General features: G+C 62.7%; 23 protein-coding genes and 1 pseudogene. 10 read left to right on the top strand and 14 right to left on the bottom strand.

Annotated elements, in window-relative coordinates; all coding sequences use genetic code 11:
- The first annotated feature begins 7 nt into the window (after positions 1-7).
- Together grxD and NKI96_RS01650 are read left to right on the top strand one after the other, a co-directional pair.
- Positions 8-343: a Grx4 family monothiol glutaredoxin gene (gene grxD, locus NKI96_RS01655; protein WP_023669102.1), complete on the top strand. Its 336-nt coding sequence runs from the start codon at positions 8-10 to the stop codon at positions 341-343.
- A gap of 118 nt (positions 344-461) precedes the next feature.
- Positions 462-1,730, top strand: coding sequence for a multidrug effflux MFS transporter (locus NKI96_RS01650; RefSeq protein ID WP_352444704.1), 1,269 nt, complete (start codon positions 462-464; stop codon positions 1,728-1,730).
- A gap of 57 nt (positions 1,731-1,787) precedes the next feature.
- Here the strand turns inward: NKI96_RS01650 and NKI96_RS01645 are convergent, their stop codons facing one another.
- From NKI96_RS01645 to rpsD, 4 genes are all read right to left on the bottom strand, one after another.
- Entirely contained in the window at positions 1,788-2,195 is a 408-nt protein-coding gene (locus tag NKI96_RS01645) for a UCP034077 family protein (protein ID WP_023706454.1), read from the bottom strand.
- Positions 2,196-2,280: 85 nt separating this feature from the next.
- Complete coding sequence (locus tag NKI96_RS01640) at positions 2,281-3,108, bottom strand: inositol monophosphatase family protein (RefSeq protein ID WP_023711499.1); 828 nt, start codon at positions 3,106-3,108, stop codon at positions 2,281-2,283.
- Positions 3,098-3,985 (bottom strand): tRNA 2-thiocytidine(32) synthetase TtcA, encoded by an 888-nt coding sequence (gene ttcA, locus NKI96_RS01635; protein ID WP_352802657.1) that lies wholly within the window; start codon positions 3,983-3,985, stop codon positions 3,098-3,100. Before ttcA ends, NKI96_RS01640 begins: the two co-directional genes overlap by 11 nt.
- A 107-nt stretch (positions 3,986-4,092) precedes the next feature.
- Positions 4,093-4,710 (bottom strand): 30S ribosomal protein S4, encoded by a 618-nt coding sequence (rpsD, locus tag NKI96_RS01630; RefSeq protein ID WP_023669107.1) that lies wholly within the window; start codon positions 4,708-4,710, stop codon positions 4,093-4,095.
- 385 nt (positions 4,711-5,095) lie between these two features.
- On the opposite strand from rpsD, the gene NKI96_RS01625 reads away from it, so the two are divergent.
- Positions 5,096-5,296, top strand: a complete 201-nt coding sequence (locus NKI96_RS01625; protein WP_023690200.1) for a hypothetical protein — start codon at positions 5,096-5,098, stop codon at positions 5,294-5,296.
- A gap of 83 nt (positions 5,297-5,379) precedes the next feature.
- Here NKI96_RS01625 and NKI96_RS01620 read toward each other — a convergent pair whose 3' ends face one another.
- Positions 5,380-5,568, bottom strand: a complete 189-nt coding sequence (locus tag NKI96_RS01620; protein WP_023684876.1) for a DUF3008 family protein — start codon at positions 5,566-5,568, stop codon at positions 5,380-5,382.
- Between the two features lie 162 nt (positions 5,569-5,730).
- Between NKI96_RS01620 and NKI96_RS01615 the strand changes: the two genes are divergently transcribed.
- Positions 5,731-7,113 carry an RNB domain-containing ribonuclease gene (locus tag NKI96_RS01615; protein WP_352802654.1) on the top strand — a complete coding sequence of 461 codons (1,383 nt, stop codon included), beginning with the start codon at positions 5,731-5,733 and terminating at the stop codon, positions 7,111-7,113.
- Positions 7,114-7,196: 83 nt separating this feature from the next.
- Here NKI96_RS01615 and murI read toward each other — a convergent pair whose 3' ends face one another.
- From murI to NKI96_RS01600, 3 genes are all read right to left on the bottom strand, one after another.
- The gene (gene murI, locus NKI96_RS01610; RefSeq protein ID WP_023697564.1) at positions 7,197-7,985 is read right to left on the bottom strand and encodes a glutamate racemase; all 789 of its coding nucleotides are present in this window, start codon (positions 7,983-7,985) and stop codon (positions 7,197-7,199) included.
- Between the two features lie 146 nt (positions 7,986-8,131).
- Complete coding sequence (locus NKI96_RS01605; RefSeq protein WP_023697563.1) at positions 8,132-8,740, bottom strand: DUF805 domain-containing protein; 609 nt, start codon at positions 8,738-8,740, stop codon at positions 8,132-8,134.
- 81 nt (positions 8,741-8,821) lie between these two features.
- Positions 8,822-9,670, bottom strand: coding sequence for an RNA methyltransferase (locus NKI96_RS01600; RefSeq protein WP_023690202.1), 849 nt, complete (start codon positions 9,668-9,670; stop codon positions 8,822-8,824).
- A 217-nt stretch (positions 9,671-9,887) separates the two neighbouring features.
- On the opposite strand from NKI96_RS01600, the gene NKI96_RS01595 reads away from it, so the two are divergent.
- The 3 genes and pseudogenes from NKI96_RS01595 (at position 9,888) to NKI96_RS01585 (ending at position 12,340) form a co-directional block, all read left to right on the top strand.
- Positions 9,888-11,099 carry an NADP-dependent isocitrate dehydrogenase gene (locus NKI96_RS01595; RefSeq protein ID WP_352802652.1) on the top strand — a complete coding sequence of 404 codons (1,212 nt, stop codon included), beginning with the start codon at positions 9,888-9,890 and terminating at the stop codon, positions 11,097-11,099.
- 10 nt (positions 11,100-11,109) lie between these two features.
- A pseudogene (locus NKI96_RS01590) lies at positions 11,110-11,723 on the top strand (glutathione S-transferase family protein).
- A gap of 14 nt (positions 11,724-11,737) precedes the next feature.
- Positions 11,738-12,340 carry a demethoxyubiquinone hydroxylase family protein gene (locus tag NKI96_RS01585; RefSeq protein ID WP_352802649.1) on the top strand — a complete coding sequence of 201 codons (603 nt, stop codon included), beginning with the start codon at positions 11,738-11,740 and terminating at the stop codon, positions 12,338-12,340.
- Between the two features lie 99 nt (positions 12,341-12,439).
- Here the strand turns inward: NKI96_RS01585 and alaS are convergent, their stop codons facing one another.
- Together alaS and recA are read right to left on the bottom strand one after the other, a co-directional pair.
- Complete coding sequence (alaS, locus tag NKI96_RS01580) at positions 12,440-15,109, bottom strand: alanine--tRNA ligase (RefSeq protein ID WP_352596298.1); 2,670 nt, start codon at positions 15,107-15,109, stop codon at positions 12,440-12,442.
- Between the two features lie 261 nt (positions 15,110-15,370).
- Positions 15,371-16,474 (bottom strand): recombinase RecA, encoded by a 1,104-nt coding sequence (gene recA, locus NKI96_RS01575; RefSeq protein ID WP_023669117.1) that lies wholly within the window; start codon positions 16,472-16,474, stop codon positions 15,371-15,373.
- 282 nt (positions 16,475-16,756) lie between these two features.
- Here recA and NKI96_RS01570 point away from each other — a divergent pair, with 282 nt between their 5' ends.
- Both NKI96_RS01570 and NKI96_RS01565 read left to right on the top strand, forming a co-directional pair.
- Positions 16,757-17,701, top strand: a complete 945-nt coding sequence (locus tag NKI96_RS01570; RefSeq protein WP_023739396.1) for a carbohydrate kinase family protein — start codon at positions 16,757-16,759, stop codon at positions 17,699-17,701.
- 70 nt (positions 17,702-17,771) lie between these two features.
- Positions 17,772-18,689: a pseudouridine-5'-phosphate glycosidase gene (locus tag NKI96_RS01565; RefSeq protein ID WP_023748562.1), complete on the top strand. Its 918-nt coding sequence runs from the start codon at positions 17,772-17,774 to the stop codon at positions 18,687-18,689.
- A gap of 203 nt (positions 18,690-18,892) precedes the next feature.
- Here NKI96_RS01565 and NKI96_RS01560 read toward each other — a convergent pair whose 3' ends face one another.
- On the bottom strand, positions 18,893-19,216 hold the full coding sequence (locus tag NKI96_RS01560) for a TfoX/Sxy family protein (RefSeq protein WP_023669120.1): 324 nt from the start codon (positions 19,214-19,216) through the stop codon (positions 18,893-18,895).
- 83 nt (positions 19,217-19,299) lie between these two features.
- On the opposite strand from NKI96_RS01560, the gene NKI96_RS01555 reads away from it, so the two are divergent.
- Complete coding sequence (locus tag NKI96_RS01555; protein ID WP_023697559.1) at positions 19,300-19,797, top strand: GFA family protein; 498 nt, start codon at positions 19,300-19,302, stop codon at positions 19,795-19,797.
- A 149-nt stretch (positions 19,798-19,946) separates the two neighbouring features.
- Here NKI96_RS01555 and sufA read toward each other — a convergent pair whose 3' ends face one another.
- The 3 genes from sufA to NKI96_RS01540 form a co-directional block, all read right to left on the bottom strand.
- The gene (sufA, locus tag NKI96_RS01550) at positions 19,947-20,327 is read right to left on the bottom strand and encodes a Fe-S cluster assembly scaffold SufA (protein ID WP_013532156.1); all 381 of its coding nucleotides are present in this window, start codon (positions 20,325-20,327) and stop codon (positions 19,947-19,949) included.
- Between the two features lie 105 nt (positions 20,328-20,432).
- Positions 20,433-20,819, bottom strand: a complete 387-nt coding sequence (locus NKI96_RS01545; RefSeq protein WP_023684865.1) for an SUF system Fe-S cluster assembly protein — start codon at positions 20,817-20,819, stop codon at positions 20,433-20,435.
- 21 nt (positions 20,820-20,840) lie between these two features.
- Entirely contained in the window at positions 20,841-22,082 is a 1,242-nt protein-coding gene (locus tag NKI96_RS01540) for a cysteine desulfurase (RefSeq protein ID WP_023697558.1), read from the bottom strand.
- Between the last annotated feature and the right edge of the window lie 96 nt (positions 22,083-22,178).

Raw genomic sequence — 22,178 nt, 5'->3', positions numbered from 1 at the left:
ATATCTCATGAGCGGCATCAACGACTACATCGACAGCGAAGTGAAGGGCAACGACGTCGTCCTTTTCATGAAGGGCACGCCCGGTTTTCCGCAGTGCGGCTTTTCCGGCCAGGTCGTCCAGATCCTCGATTACATCGGCGCCGACTACAAGGGCGTCGACGTGCTGACCTCGGCCGAACTGCGCCAGGGCATCAAGGAATATTCGAACTGGCCGACGATCCCGCAGCTTTACGTCAAGGGCGAATTCGTCGGCGGCTGCGACATCATCCGCGAAATGTTCCAGGCGGGCGAGCTGCAGACGTTGCTCGTCGACAAGGGCGTCAGCGTCAAAGCGACAGCCTGATTCTGAGTTGAGACGGGGCAGCCCCGCCCCGGCAAAATGTTACCTCCCCCTATCGGAGTGAGGACGAACTTATGCGCCGGCATGCCGGCGCATATTCGTTTTGAAGATCGGACCCGCCGTGGACCAGCCAGCAAAAGCGCCGCAACAGGCACGCAAATTGCCTATTCCGCGCTGGGAATTCATCGCGCTGTGCGCGGCACTGATGGCGTTGAACTCGCTGGCCATCGACATCATGCTGCCGGCACTGCAGCAAATCGGCGCCACGCTTGGCGTTGAGAATGAAAACCACCGCCAGTATGTGATCACCGCCTATATATTGGGCTTCGGTGGCGGACAGCTTTTCTTCGGACCGATCTCGGACCGGTTCGGGCGCCGCGCGCCGCTCGTTGCCGGGCTGGCGATTTATGTCGTGGCGGCGGCAGCTGCCTCCATCGCCCCGTCATTCGCCGTCCTGCTGCTGTGCCGGCTGGTGCAAGGCATCGGTGCGGCGGCGACCCGCGTCATCGCCGTCTCGATCGTGCGCGACACGTTCGACGGTCGGCGCATGGCCGAGGTGATGTCTCTGATCTTCATGGTGTTCATGGCCATCCCGGTGATCGCGCCTGGGATCGGCCAGTTCATCATGCTGTTCGCAACATGGCACTGGATCTTCGTCACCATGGCCGTCGGAGCGCTGATCGTGTCGGCGTGGTCGCTGCTGCGGCTGCCGGAGACGCTGCATCCGGAGTACCGCCGGCCGCTGACAGTCTCATCCGTCGTCGGTGGTTTCCGCATCGTGCTCACCAACCGCATGGCGCTTTGCTACGCCTTTGCCAGCACCTTCATTTTCGCCGCCATGTTCGGCTTCATCGCCTCCGCACAGCAGATCTATGTCGACATTTTTCATGTCGGCGAATTGTTTCCTGTCATCTTCGCGGGTGTCGCCGGCGTTCTCGCTTTTTCGAACTACCTCAACTCGCGCCTGGTCGGCCGCATCGGCATGCGCCGCCTGTCGCAGAGCGCACTGCTGTTGTTCCTGGTGATCAGCCTTGCCTGGCTCACCGTTTCGCTTCAAATGAAGATGCCACTCTGGCTGTTCATCACCTTCTTCGCCAGTGCGATGCTCCCGTTCGGCGCGCTCGGCGCCAATTTCAACGCGCTCGCGATGGAACCGCTCGGCCAACTGGCGGGCACCGCGTCGTCCATCCTGGGCTTCATGCAGACTTTTCTCGGCGGCATCCTCGGCACGCTGATCGGCCAGGCCTTCAACGGCACGGTGACGCCGCTTGCCGCCGGCTTCTGCAGCGTCTCGGTCGCGGCCCTGCTGATGATCCTGATCGCCGAGCGCGGCAAGATGTTCCAGCCGCACAACCCACCCATTTCAGGGCACGTCACCGACCTGCATTGAGCGACGCGCCTTGAGATTGTTGGTCTCAAAACCGCATCCACCTTTATGCGACGCGTTTCAGGATGCGCCGCCAATCACTGCCGTGAAACGAGGGAACAGCGGGCGCCCTGCGATGGCGCCACCCATGCTGTCCGACAGCGGCATCGGCAGAGCCTTGTCGAGCGCTTCGAGCACGGATGACACAAAGACCCGGTTGAGCGAGGCATCATCTCCCATATGGGAGAAAGTGGCGCGCGGCTTGCCCATCAGCGTGCCGTTTTTGCGAATTGAAAAACTCAGCGTCAGGGTCAGGCCAGCACTTCCAGGCGGCGGCTGCCAACAGGCAAAGATCGCGTCGAACATTTCGTCGATGGTGTCGATGGGATCGGGGCTACGACACGCGCGCTCCTGCGATCGTGCCTCAGTGGCGCAGGCGACCAGGGCAAGTGCAAGTGCCGTTGCGACAATTGCGGACCGATGTTTCATTTCGCGGCTCCGGCTTCGCGAGCGATTGGACCACTATAACAGAGCCAATATACTTGACGAAAGCCTCTACCAGCAGTTGGACCGATTATTGCGCCCAGAGTTCCCTGCGCAACTCCTGCCAGCTTTCCTTGTCCGGGGCGACAAGAATGCCGCCGTCGATATGCGAGGGCAGATAGGCGCTGCCGTCGATCCGCGCGGTGTAGCCGCCGGCCTCGGCGTGGATCAGCACACCGACCAGATGGTCCCACGGCATCAGTTTGTTGTAGACGACGAAATGGGCATGGCCGCTGGCCAGAAGACGGTATTCATGTGCCGCGCAGCGATAGCCGAACTGCGATAGGGTCTTGGTCTGGTTGCGCGCCAAGAGCGAGCGTTGCGGTTCCGCCAGATATTGCCAGGAGACGGAGCCGGTCATCTGTGAGATCGGCACGGCATCGGCGACGTGCACCGTCTCCAGCGCGCCATGCGCATGGCGGATATGGCTGCCGGCGCCCTTGGCGCCGATCAGCCAGTCCCGGCCTACGGGGTCATGGATGATACCGGCGACGGTTTCGCCCTTGATGACGACGCTCAGCATGACGCCGAACAGCGGCACGCCGGAGGCGAAGTTGAAGGTGCCGTCGACCGGGTCGACGACGAAGGCGAGGTCGGCATCACCGAGCCCCTGAAGCAGCGCCGGATTGTCGGAACAGGCTTCCTCGCCGACGATCATCGCCGTGGGATAGCGCTCGCGCAGCCTGGCCGTGATCAGCCGCTCGGCGTTGATGTCGGCCTCGGTCACCAGGTCGGCAGCCGAGGTCTTCTGTCTGATGTCGCCCTCGCCCAGCCGGCGAAAGCGTGGCATGATTTCGGCCTTGGCTGCATCGGCGAGAAGCTCGGCCAGCCAGTCGATCGCTTGGTCGTCAAATATCATCGGAAATGTCTTGTCCTGTGCTGAGGCTGCCATTGAGGGCGGCAAAGTCGAACAGCTTTCTGTCGAGCAGATGCGACGGCCTGGTGTTGGACAGCGCGCGCAGCATCGTATCCTTGCGGCCCGGCATGCGCTTTTCCATATCGTCCAGCATCGCCTTCATGGCGTTGCGCTGCAGGCCTTCCTGGCTGCCGCAGAGATCGCAGGGAATGATCGGGAATTTCATCGCGGCGGCGAATTTCTCCAGATCGACCTCGGCGCAGTAGCTCAGCGGCCGCAGCACCATGACGTCGCCGTCGTCATTGAGCAGCTTTGGCGGCATGGCGGCAAGGCGGCCGCCATGGATTAGATTCATGAAGAAGGTTTCGAGAATGTCCTCGCGGTGGTGGCCGAGGACCAGCGCCGAACAGCCCTCCTCGCGCGCGATGCGATAGAGATGGCCGCGCCGCAGCCGCGAGCACAGCGAACAGTAGGTGCTGCCCTGAGGCAGCTTGTCGGTGACCACCGAATAGGTGTCCTGATACTCGATGCGATGGGGAATGCGATGCGCATCGAGGTAATCGGGCAAAATGTGCTTCGGGAAATTCGGCTGGCCCTGGTCGAGATTGCAGGCCAGCAGCTCGACCGGCAAAAGCCCGCGCCATTTGAGATCGAGCAGCACGGCGAGCAGGCCGTAGGAATCCTTGCCGCCGGACAAGGCCACCAGCCAGCGGTCGTCGGGCCTCGCCATGGCGAAATCCTCGACCACCTGACGGGTTAACCGCAACAGCCGCTTGCGCAGTTTGTTGAACTCGACCGATGACGGCACGTCGGCAAACAGCGGATGGAAGCCGCCTTCAGCAATCGGTTCAACTGTTTCGATGTCTGCCAGCATGTTCATGGCTTGTCGCTTTCCATAGCCGAGAGTGCCGGATTAGCGGACATGGCCGACAAAGAAAAGGCCGCCTCGACGGGCGGCCCTTTCCGGTATCGCAGAAAAGCGATCGATCAGCGCGAATAGAATTCGACGACCAGGTTCGGCTCCATCTGCACGGCGAACGGTACGTCGGCCAGGCCGGGGATGCGCGAGAAGGTCGCGACCATCTTGTTGTGATCGACTTCGATATAGTCCGGCACGTCGCGCTCGGCGAGGCCGACCGCTTCCAGCACGATGACCAGCTGCTTCGACTTTTCGCGCACTTCGACGACGTCGCCCGGCTTGCAACGGTACGAGCCGATGTTGACGCGCTTGCCGTTGACGTTGACGTGGCCGTGGTTGACGAACTGGCGAGCCGCGAAAATGGTGGGCACGAACTTGGAGCGGTAGACGACCGCGTCGAGACGCGACTCGAGCAGGCCGATCAGGTTCTCGGAGGTGTCGCCCTTGCGGCGATCAGCCTCTTCATAGACCTTGCGGAACTGCTTTTCGGAGACATCACCATAGTGACCCTTCAGCTTCTGCTTGGCGCGCAGCTGCAGGCCGAAATCGGAAAGCTTGCCCTTGCGGCGCTGGCCGTGCTGGCCGGGGCCGTATTCACGCTTGTTGACCGGGGACTTCGGGCGGCCCCAGATGTTTTCGCCGAGACGGCGGTCGATCTTGTACTTCGCGGATTCGCGCTTGCTCATCGCATTCCCTTTCAAAACAAACCACCCGGAACCTCATGGTCCGGGTGAAGGAAACGCGCCCTCCTCTGGCCTCCGTTTTCGAGGCCTGACAGGGTTTTCCCACGCAACGCGGCGGAAACCCACGGGACACGTCAGTCTAGACAAGGCCCAGGAAACGATAAACCTGCTTTCCCGGGCTTGCCATGCAAAAGAAACAACCGGGCATTGCGGCCCGGTGTTGGTGCGCTCGTTAAACGGAGATTTGAGCAGAGTCAAGCGCGTCGCTGGCGCTGGGCCCGGCAACCATATCACGTCTTTGGCGTTGAGTGCCGTGCCGGATGCGGCGGGAGGTTGTTGCGCCGACGGCATTTAGGAAGGGACTGGAGCCAAAGGAGCCCGAAGTCGCATGAAGAAGTTTTTCCTCTCGTTGGTCGGTGCAGCCGTCCTGGCCGGGACGATGTCGATCGCCGTGCCCGAGCCAGCGATGGCCAAGCATTGGCAGGGCCACAAGCATCGTCAGACCTGCCATGTCGTGGTGAAGAAGAAGGTCATCTGGCGGCATGGCCACAAGAAGGTCATCCGCTACAAGGTGAAGCGCTGCTGGTGACGTCAGGGGTTTCGGGCTTGGCCTGAACCGAAGAAGCCCGTGGTTTCGGCCACGGGCTTTGTTTATCGACTCGGTTCAAGGTTTCAGTCTGCCGATTTCTTCTCCGGCAGGCCTTTGCGCTTGGTCTCTGCGAATTCCTCGAGCTGTTTTTCGCTCATCGAATTATACATCGACTTCGACGCGCCTTGAAGTTCGCTCTTCCTGGTCTCGCCGCGCTTGGCCGACAGGGCTGCGCCAGCGGCCTTTTGCTGTGCTTTTGAGGTTGCAGGCATATCGGCTCCTCCTTTGCTGCCAGAGGAAGAAACGTTGCGCTCTGGCGACGGTTCCAGCGCTGGCGGTCAACTTCCGTTCCGCGCTCATGCCAGCCCATGGTCGGCCGGCACTGCCGGCAAAACCACCTTCCCGTGCCCGCAACGCCGGTGTAGGACGGCGCCATGAAATCGTTGAACGATCCCTCGCAGGCACTCGCTACCGGCCTCGCGAAAATCCGCACCGAGTTCCATGTGCCGGAGGGATTTCCCCCTGATGTAATGGCCATGGCACAGACGGCGGCCAGGCGCGTGCCCGACCAGCATGCCGACCGCACGGCGATGCCTTTCGTGACGCTCGATCCCGCGGCTTCCACCGATCTTGACCAAGCGTTTTCGATCGAAGCGAGCGGTAGCGACCTTCTGTTGCACTATGCGATTGCCGACGTAGCCTGGTTCGTCGCGGACGGCGACGCGGTGGATCGCGAAGCCTGGGCGCGGGGCGAAACCCTGTATTTGCCGGACGGCAAGGCCGGGCTCTATCCCCGGGTCATTGCCGAGGGCGCCGCGAGCTTGCTGCCCGGCGCTCCGCGTCCGGCTGTCATCTTCACGGTCCGGATTGCCGAGGACGGAGCGGTAAGGCTGGATGGCGCGGAGCGGGCAATCATTCAAAGCCGCGCCAAGCTCGGCTATGACAGCGTGCAGGCCGCCGACGTCCCAGTCGGCTTCGCCGAAATCGCGCGGCGCATGGCGGCGGCCGAAGACCGTCGCGGCGCTTCGCGCGTCGACCCGCCCGAGCAGGAGGTGGAACAGCTTGCCGATGGCACATTCCAGCTTGCGTTCAGACCGCTGCTGCAATCCGAGCAAGACAACGCAGCACTTTCGCTGGCCGCCAACATGGCGATTGCCGACGCCATGCTGGCACACCGGACCGGCTTGTTCCGGGTGATGGCGCCGCCCGATGCTTCCAAAGTACAAAGACTGCGCAGCGCGGCACGGGCCTTAGGCCTGTCCTGGCCTCCTTCGACCAGCCTGTCCGACTATCAGCGAACCCTCGATCCGACCAACATGCAACAGGCAGCGCTGATGCTGGAAATCCGCCGCGCCGGCTCCGGTGCGTCCTACCAACCCTATGAAGAAGGCGTTGTCCCCTGGCACGAGGCGATGGCCGCGACCTATGCCCACGCCACCGCGCCCCTGAGGCGGCTGGCCGATCGCTACGTCGTGCGCTGCGTGCTGGCCATCGCCAACGGCCAGCCGGTGCCGCAAGCCGTTACCGAGGCGTTTTCCAGACTGCCGAAGGTGATGGGCCGCGCAGGCGCCCGCGCCTCGCAGATCAACCACGCGGCCATCGACCTTGCCGAGGCGGTGATGCTGAGGGGGCGCATGGGTGAAACATTCAAGGCCGTCGTCACCGACGTCGGTGATCAGCGTGTGCGCGTTCAGCTCTCGGACATGCCTGTCGTTGCGAATGTGAAGGCCTCAGGGTTCAGGCAGGGCGATGGCCTGACGCTAAGGCTTGTTTCGGCCGATCCGGATCGGCGCGTCATTGTCTTCGAGCCTGCCTAAAGCGCGTCGGCGACGCGCTTTAGTTTTTTCGTTTTATGCATGTCGTTGTCCCAAAACCGCTGCGCACTTTTGGGCGACATGCATTAGCGCGCGCTCAATCCAAAACCCTGCATCAGCCGGCCGATGGCGAAGTCCGCCTTTCCCGAGGTAAAGACGGCGATGTCGGGCTCGCTTTGCGGCAATGGCCCGTCGACAGCCGGAAGCAGCGACAGAGCGCGCCGCGCAATCGCCTCGGCCGGGTCGATCCAGTCGACCGGCCAGGGCGCGGTCTTGCGCATGCGATTGGCCAGGAACGGATAGTGCGTGCAGGCGAGCACGACGATGTCCGTGCGCAAATCGTCATGCTGGACGAAACACGGTGCGATCTCGGCACGCACGGCCTCCTCGTCGACAAAGCCCTCGCGCATGTAGGCCTCGGCCAGTCCGGCGAGATTGTTGCTGCCGACCAGCCGCACATGGCATTTCTGCGCCCATTTGCCGATCAGGTCGCGCGTGTACTGGCGCTTCACCGTGCCCGGCGTCGCCAGCACCGAGACCAGCCCGGACCGGGTGCGCTCGGCCGCCGGCTTGATTGCCGGCACGGTGCCGACAAAGGGATGGCCAGGGAATTTTTCCCGCAACGCATCGATCACCAGCGTCGAAGCGGTATTGCAGGCGACGACCGAAATTTCCGGATCAAAACGGTCGAGCAGCTTGGCGAAGAGCTCGACTATATGGGCCTGCAGCGCCGGCTCTTCCCAGGCGCCGTAGGGAAAGGCCTTGTCATCGGCGACGTAGACGAAGCGCCGGTCAGGCATCAGCACGCGCGCTTCGCGCAGCACGGTCAATCCTCCAACGCCGGAATCGAACATCAGGATCGGACGGTGGCTCATTGATAACGGACCATGAAAGAGGCTGGATCAGAAGGCTTGGCGGTCATTGGCCAATGCCGTTCTATCTGCAACCATCATGGCCTTGAAGTGGCGAATGTTAGCAACTTCCATGCAAAGCCGGCGAAGACGACCTTGCCTCGGTTGCTCTAGAGCCCGCGCTTGCCGAAGCCGGCGGGCCGCGGACGGCCCAGAGGCTGGGCGGACGGCACCGAGCGCGTGGCCGGTGTGGCGTTGCGCATAGAAGACTGTGCCGTGCTGCTGGCCATCCGGCCGGATCCCGCAGGCATGGGCGTATCGCCATCGAAATCGAAAACCGATGTCAGTTCGTCGATATTGATGCCCGCCACCGGCTTAGCCACCAGAATCGTGCACCAAAGGCCAAAGATCGACAGCGCAAGCAGGTTCAAACCGCTGGACGTGCTTTCCGGATTGTTGAAATCGATGACCAGCAGCGTGCCTGCCTGCAGAAAGGCGTAGATGGCGCAGAACACGATGTAGGACCACAGGATCCAGGCTTTGCCGTTGGCGTCGCGGCTGCGTCGCCAGGCGATGTTGGCACGCATGACCACAGCCAGGAGGGAAACGACCAGAACCGCGCCTGCCATGCCTTGCCGCGATGGACCGGGCGCCGAGTTGACCAGCCCCTCAAAGCCGATCGTGCCAACGATGCACAGCACAGCAAGAATGGCCTCGAGCAGGGCTACGCCGAGCGAATAGAAGAAGAAGCGCATACGGCCGATTTTGGACGTGAACATTTGCCACCACACCGTTTTGACAACAATGGACGAGAGGCAAATAAAATTCGGTTACTTCAGCCGTTCGAAGCTTAGCGATTTCTAATCTTCTTTGTCTGCCTGGCGTTTTCGCGCAGCGGCCGGCAAACGCCTTGGATCGTCTCCCGGCGAGCCGTCACCGCGCGGCATGGCCGGCGAAAACCGGTCGAGCGACGAGATGATGCCACGCAGCACTTTCAGTTCCGGCTCGGCGAAACCGGCGCGCGTCAAGACGGCGCGCAGATTGTCGACCATCTTGGGTTTCTTGGGCGCCGGGCGGAAATAACCGCGCGCTTCGAGCGCGCCTTCGAGATAGGCAAACAGGCCGTGCAACTCTTCCTTGCTCGCCGGCTTCATTTCAGGACTGGAGAAATTAGTCGCCGTCTCGTCCTCCAGGCCGGATTTCATCCATTCATAGGACATCAACAGCACGGCCTGGGCGATGTTGAGCGACGAAAAGCCGGGATCGACCGGAAAGGTGACGATCTCGTCGGCCAGCCCGACCTCGTCATTGTAGAGCCCAAAACGCTCGCGGCCGAACAAGATGCCGGTGCGCAGGCCGGCCATCTGACGCGCCCTCAGCGCCCTGCCCGCCTCGACCGGACCACGCACGGGTTTGAAGCCGTCGCGCTCCCGCGCCGTGGTGGCGAAGACGAAGTTGAGGTCGGCGACGGCGGACGCGAGATCGCCGAACACTGTTACGGCATCGATGACATGGTCGGCGCGGCTGGCGGCGGCGCGCGCCTTCTCGCTCGGCCAGCCGTCACGCGGGTTGACCAGTCTCAGTTCGGCAAGGCCGAAATTGGCCATGGCGCGCGCAACCATGCCGATATTCTCGCCGAGCTGCGGCTCGACCAGGATGATCGCCGGCCCGGCGGCGGATGCGTTTTCAGGATGATCGACGGCGGACATGATCTCAATGAACTGCTGTTTGCGGCATTTCAGCGTTCCCTGCCACATCCGCTCGGCAAAATGAAGCTTTTGCAAAACACCGGTCGCGGCACAGACGACCCATTCTGCACGGATCGGCGTTTGCGCGGCCAAATAGGCTTTGATATACGCTCCGCATCCCCGGCCGAAGCCATGCGGGCAAGGCCGTTTAGTTCCCCAAAAGCGAGGCATTCTTTTCATGGCGAAGATCAAGGTGGCGAACCCGGTCGTCGAGCTCGACGGCGACGAGATGACCCGCATCATCTGGCAGTTCATCAAGGACAAGCTGATCCACCCTTATCTCGACCTGAAGCTCGAATATTACGACCTCGGCGTCGAGCACCGCGACGCCACCAACGACCAGGTGACCGTCGATTCGGCCAATGCCATCAAGAAATGGGGCGTCGGCGTGAAATGCGCGACGATCACGCCCGACGAGCAGCGCGTCGAGGAATTCAAGCTGAAGAAGATGTGGAAGTCGCCCAACGGCACCATCCGCAACATTCTCGGCGGCACCATTTTTCGCGAACCGATCATCATGAAGAACGTGCCGCGTTTGGTGCCGGGATGGACCAAGCCGATCATCGTCGGCCGTCATGCCTTCGGCGACCAGTATCGCGCCACCGATTTCCGCTTCCCCGGCAAGGGCAAGCTGACCATCAAGTTCGTCGGCGAGGACGGCAAGGTGATCGAGCATGACGTGTACGACGCACCCGGCGCCGGCGTTGCCATGGCGATGTACAATCTCGACGACTCCATCCGGGAATTCGCCCGCGCCTCCCTGAATTACGGCCTGCTGCGCAACTATCCGGTTTATCTCTCGACCAAGAACACCATCCTCAAAGCCTACGACGGCCGCTTCAAGGACATTTTCCAGGAGGTCTACGAGGCTGAATTCGAGGCCGAGTTCAAGGCGAAGAAGCTGTGGTACGACCACCGGCTGATCGACGACATGGTGGCCTCCGCCCTGAAATGGTCTGGCGGCTATGTCTGGGCCTGCAAGAATTATGACGGCGACGTCCAGTCCGACACGGTGGCGCAAGGTTTTGGCTCGCTCGGCCTGATGACCTCGGTGCTGATGACGCCGGACGGCAAGACGGTGGAAGCGGAGGCCGCGCACGGCACCGTGACGCGCCACTACCGCCAACATCAGAAGGGCGAGGAAACCTCGACCAATTCGATCGCCTCGATCTTCGCCTGGACGCGCGGCCTCGCCCACCGCGCCAAGCTCGACGACAATGCCGAGTTGAAGCGGTTTGCCGACACGCTGGAGAAGGTCTGCATCCAGACGGTTGAGAGCGGCTTCATGACCAAGGACCTGTCGCTCTTGATCGGTCCCGACCAACCATGGCTGTCGACCACCGGCTTCCTCGACAAGATCGACGAGAATTTGCAGAAGGCGATGGCATAAGCCGGCAGCCATGGCCAAGCCGGTCGTCTACGGGGCGGACTACGCGTCTATGTGCGCATCGTCCGCCTCGTGCTGGCGGAAAAAGGCATCGACTACGACCTTGTGCCGGTCGATGTCTTTGCCGCCGAGGGCACTCCCGCCTGGTACTTCGAGCATCACCCTTTCGGCCGCATTCCGGCCTTCGAGCATGACGGGTTTCGCCTGTTCGAAACCAGCGCAATCGCCCGCTATGTCGACGAGGCGTTCGACGGCCCGGCACTGCAGCCAAAAGACGCCCGCACCCGCGCAACGATGAACCAGATCATCGGCATGCTCGACGCCTATGCCTACAGATCGATGGTCTGGGACGTCGCCGTCGAGCGGCTTGAGAAGGAAGCGCCAGACGAGGCACTGGTCGCCAACGGGCTGCGCCAGGCGGAAACGGTGCTGCGGGTGCTCACCGCACTCAAGCCTCCCGGGCCGTGGCTGCTCGGGGACCATCTGACGCTGGCCGACCTGCATGCGGCATCCATCATCGCCTATTTCGTCAAGGTCGCCGACGGGCAAAAGCTGCTTGCGGCGTTCGCCGACATCCAGGCCTGGTGGGAGGGCATCGCAAAACGTCCGAGCCTGGTGGCGGGCTGATATGGGTTCGGGCCATGGCTGACCCATCTCGCCAGGACGCGCTCACCGTCGCCAGAATTGTCAGGGTCAACCACGCCGGTGAGTTCGGTGCGATCAGGATCTATTCGGCGCAGATTCTTGTCGCCAGGCGCTTATGGCCGGATTGCGTGCCATCCTTGTCGGAGATGCTCGGGCACGAGCGCACGCATTGCGCCGCCTTCCGTGCCGCCATGCCGGCGCGGAAGGCGCGACCGTGCCGGGTGATGCAATTCTGGAGCTGGGGTGGCTGGCTGCTGGGTTCTGTCACCGCCCTGCTCGGTCCGCAAGGCATCTGGGCCTGCACGGCGGCGGTTGAAGCGGCGGTGCATCGCCATCTGGACGATCAGCTGTTTTTCCTCGCCAATCGCGACCACGACTTGCAAGGCATCATCCTGGCGATCCGCGAGGAAGAGCTCGCCCATCTCCATCACGCCGAAGAGCAGCTGAAATCGCCCGGCCCGGCGCTGAACTTTTTACGGTCGCTGATTTCGATCGCCACGGACGTGCTGATCTGGCTGTCCACCTGGGGCGATTCCAGCAGAATGACGCGCGCCCTGAAGGCGGCGAAAAGAACTAGACTAGCTAGACGGACCGTCTAAGAGCTGATTGCCGGCTTGCCACTATCAGCCACAGAATGGAAAGCACGGCGGCGAAGGCCGGAAAGCCGCACACGAACCAGATACGACATAGGGTGGCTTTCAGGCTGCCTCCAGCGCCGCCCTCACCGCGGCGATCGCATCATTGGCCTTCGAGGCGTCCGGACCGCCGGCTTGCGCCATGTCGGGCCGTCCGCCGCCGCCCTGCCCGCCCAATGCGGCCGAGGCAACGCGCACCAGATCGACAGCGCTGAAGCGGCCGACGAGATCGTCCGTCACGGCGACCACGACGCTTGCCTTGTTGTCTTCGCCCGCACCGACGAAGACGACGACGCCGGAGCCGAGCGATGTCTTGCCGGCATCGGCCAGCGGCTTCAAATCCTTCGGCGACACGCCGGAAACCGCTTTGCCGAGGAAGCCGATACCGGCGACGGTTTCGGTGGTGGCCGGAGCATCGGCCGCGGCACCACCGCCCAGCGCGAGTTTCTTGCGCGCTTCGCTCAGCTCCTTCTCGAGCTTCTTGCGCTCCTCGAGCAGCGTCTCGACACGCGCCGGCACGTCGGCCGGCGAGATCTTCAGCACGGCCGCAGTTGCCTTCAGGCGCCTGTCCTGCTCATCGAGATGTTTGCGCGCGGCTTCGCCGGTCAGCGCCTCGATGCGGCGCACGCCGGCGGCGACCGCGCTGTCGGAGACGACACGGACCAGGCCGATATCGCCGGTCGCCCGGACATGGGTGCCGCCACAAAGTTCGACGGAATAGGGTCTATTGGCCTTGGCGCCATGCACGCCGGTGCCCATCGAAACGACACGCACCTCGTCACCATATTTCTCGCCGAACAGCGCCATGGCGCCCTCGGCAATGGCGTCATCGACCGACATCAGCCGCGTCGTCACCGGGCTGTTCTGGACGACGATTTCGTTGGCCATGCGCTCGACCTCTTCGAGGTCTTCAGCCGAGATCGGCTTGTTGTGCGAGATGTCGAAGCGCAGGCGCTCGGGCGCGACAAGCGAGCCCTTCTGCGCGACATGGGTGCCCAGCACCTCGCGCAGCGCCTCGTGGATCAAATGCGTTGCCGAATGGTTGGCACGCAGCCGGGTGCGGCGCGCATGGTCGACCTTAAGTTCGACTGCTGCGCCCGTCTTGAGGATACCTTTTTCGACGATTCCATAATGCACAAACAGACCGTCGGCCTTCTTTTGCGTATCGAGGACTTTGAACACGACACCATCGCCTATGATGATGCCCTGATCTCCTTGTTGCCCACCGGACTCGGCATAAAAAGGCGTCTGGTTCACAATGACCGATATGCCCGGCTCGCCTACGCTGGCGCTGTCCACAACCTTGCCATAGCTAACTATAGCCTGAACAATGCCTTCCGCAGCTTCAGTCTCGTAGCCGAGGAATTCGGTGGCGCCGGCCTTCTCGCGCACCGAAAACCAGATGGTCTCGGTGGCCGCGTCGCCGGAGCCAGCCCAATGCTTGCGCGCTTCGGCCTTCTGCTGCTCCATCGCATGGGTGAAGCCGGCAAGGTCGACCGAGATGTTGCGCTGGCGCAGTGCGTCCTGCGTCAGATCGAGCGGGAAGCCGTACGTGTCATAGAGCTTGAACGCCGTCTCGCCGTCCAGCATGTCACCGGCATGAAGCGTCTCCGTCGCCTCCGAGAGCAGGCCAAGGCCGCGCACCAGCGTCTTGCGGAAGCGTGTCTCCTCGAGCTTCAGCGTTTCGGTGATCAACTGTTCGCCGCGCAGCAGTTCGGGATAGGCCTGGCCCATCTCGCGCACCAGCGCCGGCACCAGCTTCCACATCAACGGCTCCTTGGCGCCGAGCAACTGCGCATGGCGCATGGCGCGGCGCATGATGCGGCGCAGCACATAGCCGCGGCCTTCGTTCGACGGCAGCACGCCATCGGCCACCAGGAAAGAGGACGAGCGCAGATGGTCGGCAATGACGCGGAAGGAGGCGACCGTCTCCTTGTCGGGTCCCTGCCCGAGCGCTGACGAGGCCGCATCGATCAGGTGGCGGAACAGGTCGGTCTCGAAGACGCTCTCCACCCCTTGCAGGATGGAGGCCATGCGCTCCAGGCCCATGCCGGTGTCGATCGACGGCCGCGGCAGGTCGATGCGCTCATCCTTGGTGACCTGCTCATATTGCATGAACACCAGGTTCCAGAATTCAAGGAAGCGGTCGCCGTCCTCCTCCGGGCTGCCGGGAGGGCCGCCCCAGATGTGCTCGCCACGGTCGATGAAGATTTCCGAGCACGGCCCGCACGGTCCGGTGTCGCCCATCGCCCAGAAATTGTCGGAGGTCGGGATGCGGATGATGCGGTCGTCGGAGAAACCGGCGATCTTCTTCCAGAAGCCGGCCGCCTCGTCATCGGTGTGATAGACGGTGACCAGCAGCTTGTCCTTGTTCAGCCCGAACTCCTTGGTGATCAGGTTCCAGGCCAGTTCGATGGCGCGCTCCTTGAAATAGTCGCCGAAGGAGAAATTGCCGAGCATTTCGAAAAAAGTCAGGTGGCGCGCGGTGTAGCCGACATTGTCGAGGTCGTTGTGCTTGCCGCCGGCGCGCACGCTTTTCTGCGCAGTGGTGGCGCGCGAATAGGACCGCTTCTCCAGGCCGGTGAAGACGTTCTTGAACTGCACCATGCCGGCATTGGTGAACATCAGCGTCGGGTCGTTGCGCGGCACCAGCGGGCTCGAGGCCACGACCTCGTGGCCCTCCCTGCGGAAATAGTCGAGGAATGTCGACCGGATCTCGTTCACGCCACTCATGACTGCTGCCTTTTCGCGAAAACCGCCGGCACGGCCGGCGGACACTGGTCTCTGCTTTTTAGAAGATTGAACTTGGCCTTTTAGCGGGCACGCCCCACCCTGTCCAGAAACACGGAATTGGGCCATCCCGGCAACTGCCAAGCCGGCTTCACGCTGCCCAAAAACGAAAACCGCCGGCGCGAAGGCCGGCGGTTTGAAACGCAATACTAAAGAACTCGGTTACTTAAGCATCGGGTAATAGACCGGATTTATGGCCGTGCCCTACATGGCGCCGGATTCTTCCTCGAAGCCGTCGTCGCTTTCGCCGCGCTCGGGGCCGCCATTTTCAAGAAATTTCTCGGCGATCAGCCCGGCATTCTGCCGCAGCGCAAGTTCGATCTCGCGCGCCGTGTCGGGATTGTCGCGCAGGAACAGTTTGGCGTTTTCGCGACCTTGGCCGAGACGCTGCGAATTGTAGGAGAACCAGGCGCCGGACTTCTCGACCACGCCGGCCTTGACGCCGAGATCGACCAGTTCGCCGGTCTTGGAGACGCCCTCGCCATACATGATGTCGAACTCGACCACCTTGAAGGGCGGCGCCAGCTTGTTCTTGACCACCTTGACCCGGGTCTGGTTGCCGACGACCTCGTCGCGGTCCTTGACCGAGCCGATGCGGCGGATGTCGAGGCGCACCGAAGCGTAGAATTTCAGCGCGTTGCCGCCGGTCGTGGTTTCCGGCGAACCGAACATGACGCCGATCTTCATGCGGATCTGGTTGATGAAGATGACCATGGTGTTGGAGCGCGAGATCGAGGCGGTCAGCTTGCGCAGCGCCTGGCTCATCAGACGAGCCTGGAGACCGGGCAGCGAATCGCCCATCTCGCCCTCGATTTCAGCGCGCGGCGTCAGGGCGGCCACCGAATCGACCACCAGAACGTCGATGGCGCCGGAACGCACCAGCGTGTCGCAGATTTCCAGTGCCTGCTCGCCGGTGTCCGGCTGCGAGATCAAGAGGTTTTCCAGATCGACGCCGAGCTTGCGGGCATAGACCGGATCGAGTGCGTGCTCGGCATCGACGAAGGCGCAGATACCGCCTTTCTTCTGGGCTTCGGCAACTGTGTGCAGCGCCAGTGTCGTCTTGCCCGAGCTTTCCGGCCCGTAGATCTCGACGATGCGGCCGCGCGGCAGGCCGCCGACGCCAAGCGCGATGTCGAGGCCCAGCGATCCGGTCGGCACGGTTTCGATCTCGACGACCTGCTCATTGGCGCCAAGCCGCATGATCGAGCCCTTGCCGAAGGCGCGCTCGATTTGCGACAGCGCCGCGTCCAGAGCCTTTGATTTGTCCACCGCTTTGTCCTCTACAAGCCGCAAAGAATTCTGAGCCATGATACATCACCCCTTGGTCGTCAATGAAGGCCGGACAATCCGTAATCCCTGCCCATTTTGTACTACTTTTGTTCTCGTTTGGCAAGAGGGATCAAATAACTGAAAAACAATCATTATCCGGATTTGTTCTTTTTTTGTCTCGTGGTTTGGTTTTCGGACGCGTTCCGCATTGGGCCAGATGCTCCGGCTGTTTCGATGGGCCGAATCGCCGGCTCGCCTGCGAAGCTCGGTCGCACAGCCTAGCGCTTGTCTGGTTCGAATAACAAAGGTCATATCGCCGGCATGGTGAAATCAGCAAAGATACTGGCGGTGGGCGGCGCCCATATCGATCGCCGCGGCCAGGTGTCGGGCACGTACGTGCCCGCGGCGTCCAACCCCGGCACGATGCGCGAGGATGTCGGCGGCGGCGTCTTCAACGCGCTGCGCAGCCTGGTGCGGCGCGGCGTCTCGGCCTCGCTTTTGTCGGTGCGCGGCGGCGATGCCTCGGCCGAGACGGTTGCGCGCGCCATCGCCGACTCCGGCATTGCCGACCTGTCGGCGGTTTTCCTCGACCGCACGACGCCGAGCTACACGGCGCTGATCGATCGCGACGGCGAGCTGATCACCGGCTTTGCCGATATGGCGCTCTACGATTTGGCGTTCCCCAAGCAGATCCGCCGCTCCAAGGTGCGCGAGGTGGTCGCCGAGGCCGATGCGGTGCTCTGCGACGCCAATCTGCCATCAACGGCGCTGGAGCGGCTGGTGGGGCTCGCCGCCGGCAAGCCGGTGTTCGCCATCGCCATTTCGCCGGCCAAGGTGGTGCGGATGATACCAGTGCTGAAGGAACTCGCGCAGGTCTTCATGAACCGGCGCGAGGCCATGGTGCTGGCCGGCGTCGATGCCAATGCCACCGAGCGCGAGATCGTCGACGGACTGCGCTGCAGCGGCCTCACCAGTGGCGTGGTGACGGCGGGCGACGGCCCGGTGCTGGGATTCGACGAAGCCGGCGCCTTCTCTATCCTGCCGCCGGCGCCGAGAAAAGTCGCCGACGTCACCGGCGCCGGCGACGCGCTGGCCGGCGCCACCATCGCTGCCCTGCTGCGCGGCCTGCCCCTGCGCCAGGCATTGCGCGAGGGCGTTGCCGCCGCCACGCTGGCCATTGAAAGCGCCGACGCGGTTCCGGCCTTCACGATTGCGACCTTCACCGAGGCACTGGCTCTTGTGCCCGACGCGCAGGAAATGGCATGAGGGCGGCCAATTGCCATTGCCGGAGCGCGACGTCCAAGCGGACGCGCGGATCTCCGGATCGGAGACCATCATGACACCGCAAAGCGCCCGCCCCTTCATCGACCTCCACGCGCCCGTGGCCGAGGCGCTCGCCGCTGGCCGCCCCGTCGTGGCGCTGGAAAGCACCATCATCACCCATGGCATGCCTTACCCCGACAATGGCGCCATGGCCGCCAATGTCGAAAAGATAATCCTGGACAATGGCGCGGTGCCAGCGACGATCGCCGTGGTCGCCGGCCGCATCAAGATCGGGCTTTCCGACGGCGAGCGCGAGTCGCTGGCGATGACCGGCGACGCCATGAAGCTGTCGCGCGCCGATCTCGGCTTTGCGGTGGCGCAAGGCCGCACCGGCGGCACCACGGTCGCCGCCACCATGATCGCCGCTGACATGGTCGGGATAAAGGTGTTCGCCACCGGCGGCATTGGCGGCGTCCACAAGGGCGCGGAAAAGAGCTTCGACATCTCGGCCGATCTCGACGAGTTGGCGCGCACGCCGGTCATCGTCGTCTCGGCCGGCGCCAAGGCGATTCTCGACATCGAAAAGACGCTGGAAGTGCTGGAGACGCGCGGCGTGCCGGTGATTGGCCATGGCTGCGAGACGATGCCGGCCTTCTGGTCGCGGCATTCGCCGTTCCGCGCGCCGCTGACCCTGCACAGACCGGAAGAGATCGCGCATTTCTACAAGACCAGGGCGGCACTTGGCCTGGTCGGCGGCATGCTGATCGCCAACCCGGTGCCGCAGGACGATGAAATCCCGGCCGACGAGATGGCCGGCTATATCGAGGCCGCGCAGAAGGCGGCGGAAGTGCAGAATGTGACCGGTAAGGCGGTGACGCCGTTCCTGCTGGGCAAAATCCTCGAACTGACCGGCGGCCGGAGCTTGAAGACCAACATCGCGCTGGTCGAGAACAATGCGCGGCTGGCGGCGAGGATTGCGACGGCGCTGTAGGATCGCCTACGTCGGCGGGACAGCACCCCCCTCTGGCCTGCCGGCCATCTCCCCCGCAAGGAGGGAGATTAACAGCTTAGCCGCAGGCTCCCATTTTCAACGTTGGTGATTAGCGAAGGCCAATGTGACAACTGATCTCCCCCCTTGCGGGGGAGATGTCCGGCAGGACAGAGGGGGGTGGGAAGAAACGCGGCGGTCCCGGTTCACTTCCCCGCCCTTCGTCCCGCCTCATACGCCCGGCGCGCCCACACCCTCATCTCGTCAGGATCATCAAACGCGTCGTCGGGAATGCTCCAGTACGGCATCGCGACCAGCTTGCCGTGGCGGGTGCCGGTATAGGTCCATTGCTTGCAGCCGGCGGCTTCGAAGTCGGGCGCGCTTTGCTCGTCAGCCTTGAGCAGCAATTCGCCGCGCAGCACGATGGCGACGATGACGCCGTCGAAATAGATACCCTTGCCGCCGAACAGTTTTCGGATACTGACCGGGCCGAGGCCTTCGAACAGTTCTTCGATGCGTTCATTGTCCATGCCGCAATCATGTCACCGGGCTTGCCATGGCTGCAACCAAAAACCATGCTGGCAAGTTGAGAGCCATCCGTCGGAGTTCTGTCATGCCGCTGCTGCTCAAGGGATCCTGCCGCTGCGATGCCGTCCATTTCGAGGTGGAGAGCAACACGCCGGTGCCGTTCATGCTGTGCTACTGCTCGATCTGCCGCAAGCAGCAGGGCGGCGGCGGCTTCGCCATCAATCTCGGCGCCGATTACAAGACGCTGAAAATCAAGGGCAAGCGCAATCTCGGCGTCTACCAGGCCGAGATCGCGGACGACGAGCATCCAAAGTGCGAGATTTCGACGGGCGAGCGCAATTTCTGCAAGAAGTGCGGTTCGGCGCTCTGGCTCTACGATCCGACATGGCCGGACCTGGTCCACCCCTTCGCCTCGGCAATCGACAGCGAGTTGCCGAAACCGCCGGAGAAGGTGCATCTGATGTTGAAATACAAGGCGAGTTGGGTCGAGCCGGTGATCGGCAAAAAGGACAAGGTCTTCGACGTCTATCCCGAGGAATCGATCGCCGACTGGCACAAGCGGACGAAGATGTGGGTGAAGTAAGCAGGGAGGCGCGGAGCGCGACTTCCGATGGTCAGCGCTGCCCCTCATCCGGCCCTTCGGGCCGTTCGTCATTCGAAAAGCCAAGCAATTGGCTTTTCGCCCGCTGCGCGGACCATTCCTCACCTCCCCGTGAACGGGGAGAAGGAAGATCAGGCCGAAGCGCGCGCCTCAGCCAGCGCCTTCAGGTCGGCGGGCTTCAGTTCGACGGATTCGCCGCAGCCGCAGGCCGAACTCTGGTTCGGGTTGTGGAAGGTGAAGCCGGTGCGCAGCGTCGTCTGCTCGAAATCCATCTCGGTGCCGAACAGGAAAAGGGCAGCCTCGGGCGCGACATAGACATGCGCGCCGTCGCGTTCGATATGGTCGTCCTTGGTATTGGGCTCGGTCACCAGGTCGACCGTGTATTCCATGCCGGCGCAACCGCCCTTCTTGATGCCGAGGCGAATGCCATGCGCATTGTCGCGCGTGGCGACGATCTCGCGCACCCGGTCGGCGGCCTTTTCGGTCATCGTGATGACGGCGAAGCGTCCCATTCTTTTTCCTCTTCCATTCCATGCAGGTTCAAGGCCTGCCGAATGATTCCTCACCTAAAATGGTGAAGTTTTACCACTGGTGCAAGTGCACCAACCTCAGTCAACCTAGTACCAGCCCACCGCCACCTGCGCCTCTTCCGACATGCGGTCGGGCGACCAGGGCGGGTCGAAGGTCATGTTGACCTCGACGCCGGAGACGCCTTCGACGGCGCCGACGGCGTTTTCCACCCAGCCGGGCATTTCGCCGGCCACCGGACAGCCGGGCGCGGTCAGCGTCATGTCGATCTTGACCGCGCGGTTGTCCTCGATGTCGATCTTGTAGATGAGGCCGAGCTCATAGATGTCGGCCGGTATTTCCGGGTCATAGACCGTCTTCAGCGCCGAGACGATGTCGTCGGTCAGCCGCGCCAGCTCGTCGGCGGGAATTGCCGAGGCGGAAACCACCGGATTGACGGCCGCTTCCGGCGCGGTGGTGTGGCTCGCATCATCCATGGTCGTCATCCAAAGAACCTGTCACCCGAAGAACTTGCGCGCTTTTTCCAGCGCATCGGCCAAAGCGTCGACTTCGGCCCTGGTATTATACATGCCGAACGATGCCCTGCATGTGGAGGTTACGCCAAAGCGTTTCAACAGCGGCTGGGCGCAATGGGTGCCCGCGCGGACGGCAACACCTTGCCTGTCTATCACCATCGACACGTCATGGGCATGAATGCCCTGCAATTCGAAGGAAATGATGGCGCCCTTGTCCGGCGCGTCGCCGAAGATGCGCAGCGAGTTGATGGCGCGCAGCCGCTCGTGCGCGTAGGTCTTGAGGTCGGCCTCGTGCGCGGCGATGCGCTCGCGGCCGATCTTTTCCATGTATTCCAATGCTGTACCCAGCCCGATCGCCTGGACGATCGGCGGCGTGCCGGCCTCGAAGCGGTGCGGCGGCTCGTTGTAGGTGACGACGTCTTCCGTCACTTCCTCGATCATCTCGCCGCCGCCCATGAAAGGGCGCATGGCCGAGAGAATATCCTTCTTGCCGTAAAGCACGCCGATGCCGGACGGCCCGTAAACCTTGTGACCGGTGAAGACGAAGAAATCGCAGTCGAGGTCCTGGACGTCGATCGGCATGTGCACGGCGCTCTGGCTGCCATCGACAAGTACGGGAATGCCACGCGAATGCGCGATGCGCACGATTTCCTTGATCGGCGTCACCGTGCCCAGCGCGTTCGACATATGCGTGATGGCGACGAGCCTGGTCTTGTCGGTCAGGCGCTTTTCGAATTCCTCGATGTGGAAGATGCCGAGATCGTCGACCGGCACCCAGACCAGCTTGGCGCCCTGCCGTTCCCGGATGAAATGCCACGGCACGATGTTGGAGTGGTGCTCCATGATCGACAGCACGATCTCGTCGCCCGCGCCGATATTGGGCATGCCATAGCCGTAAGCCACGGTGTTGATGGCGGCTGTCGTGTTGGAGGTGAAGACGATGTTGTCGGTGCTTGGCGCATTGAGGAAACGGCGCACCGTCTCGCGCGCCTTCTCATAGGCGTCGGTTGCGGCATTGGACAGGAAATGCAGGCCGCGATGGACGTTGGCGTATTCCTGGGAATAGGCGTGCTGGATCGTATCCAGCACCACCTGCGGCTTCTGCGCCGAGGCGCCATTGTCGAGATAGACCAGCGGTTTGCCGTAGACTTCGCGCGACAGGATCGGGAAGTCGCGGCGGATCGCCTCGACGTCGTATGGGGTTGTTTCGATCTTCTGGTCCATTACAAGCTCTCTTGAGGCACCGCCTCACTTCGTCACGCACCCCTCATCCGACCGAGCTTCGCTCGGCCACCGCCCGGGGCGAGTCACTTGCCTCGC

The sequence above is a fragment of the Mesorhizobium sp. M0292 genome (assembly GCF_040321695.1).
Classification (GTDB): domain Bacteria; phylum Pseudomonadota; class Alphaproteobacteria; order Rhizobiales; family Rhizobiaceae; genus Mesorhizobium.
This window is presented reverse-complemented; position numbering and strand designations above follow the sequence as displayed.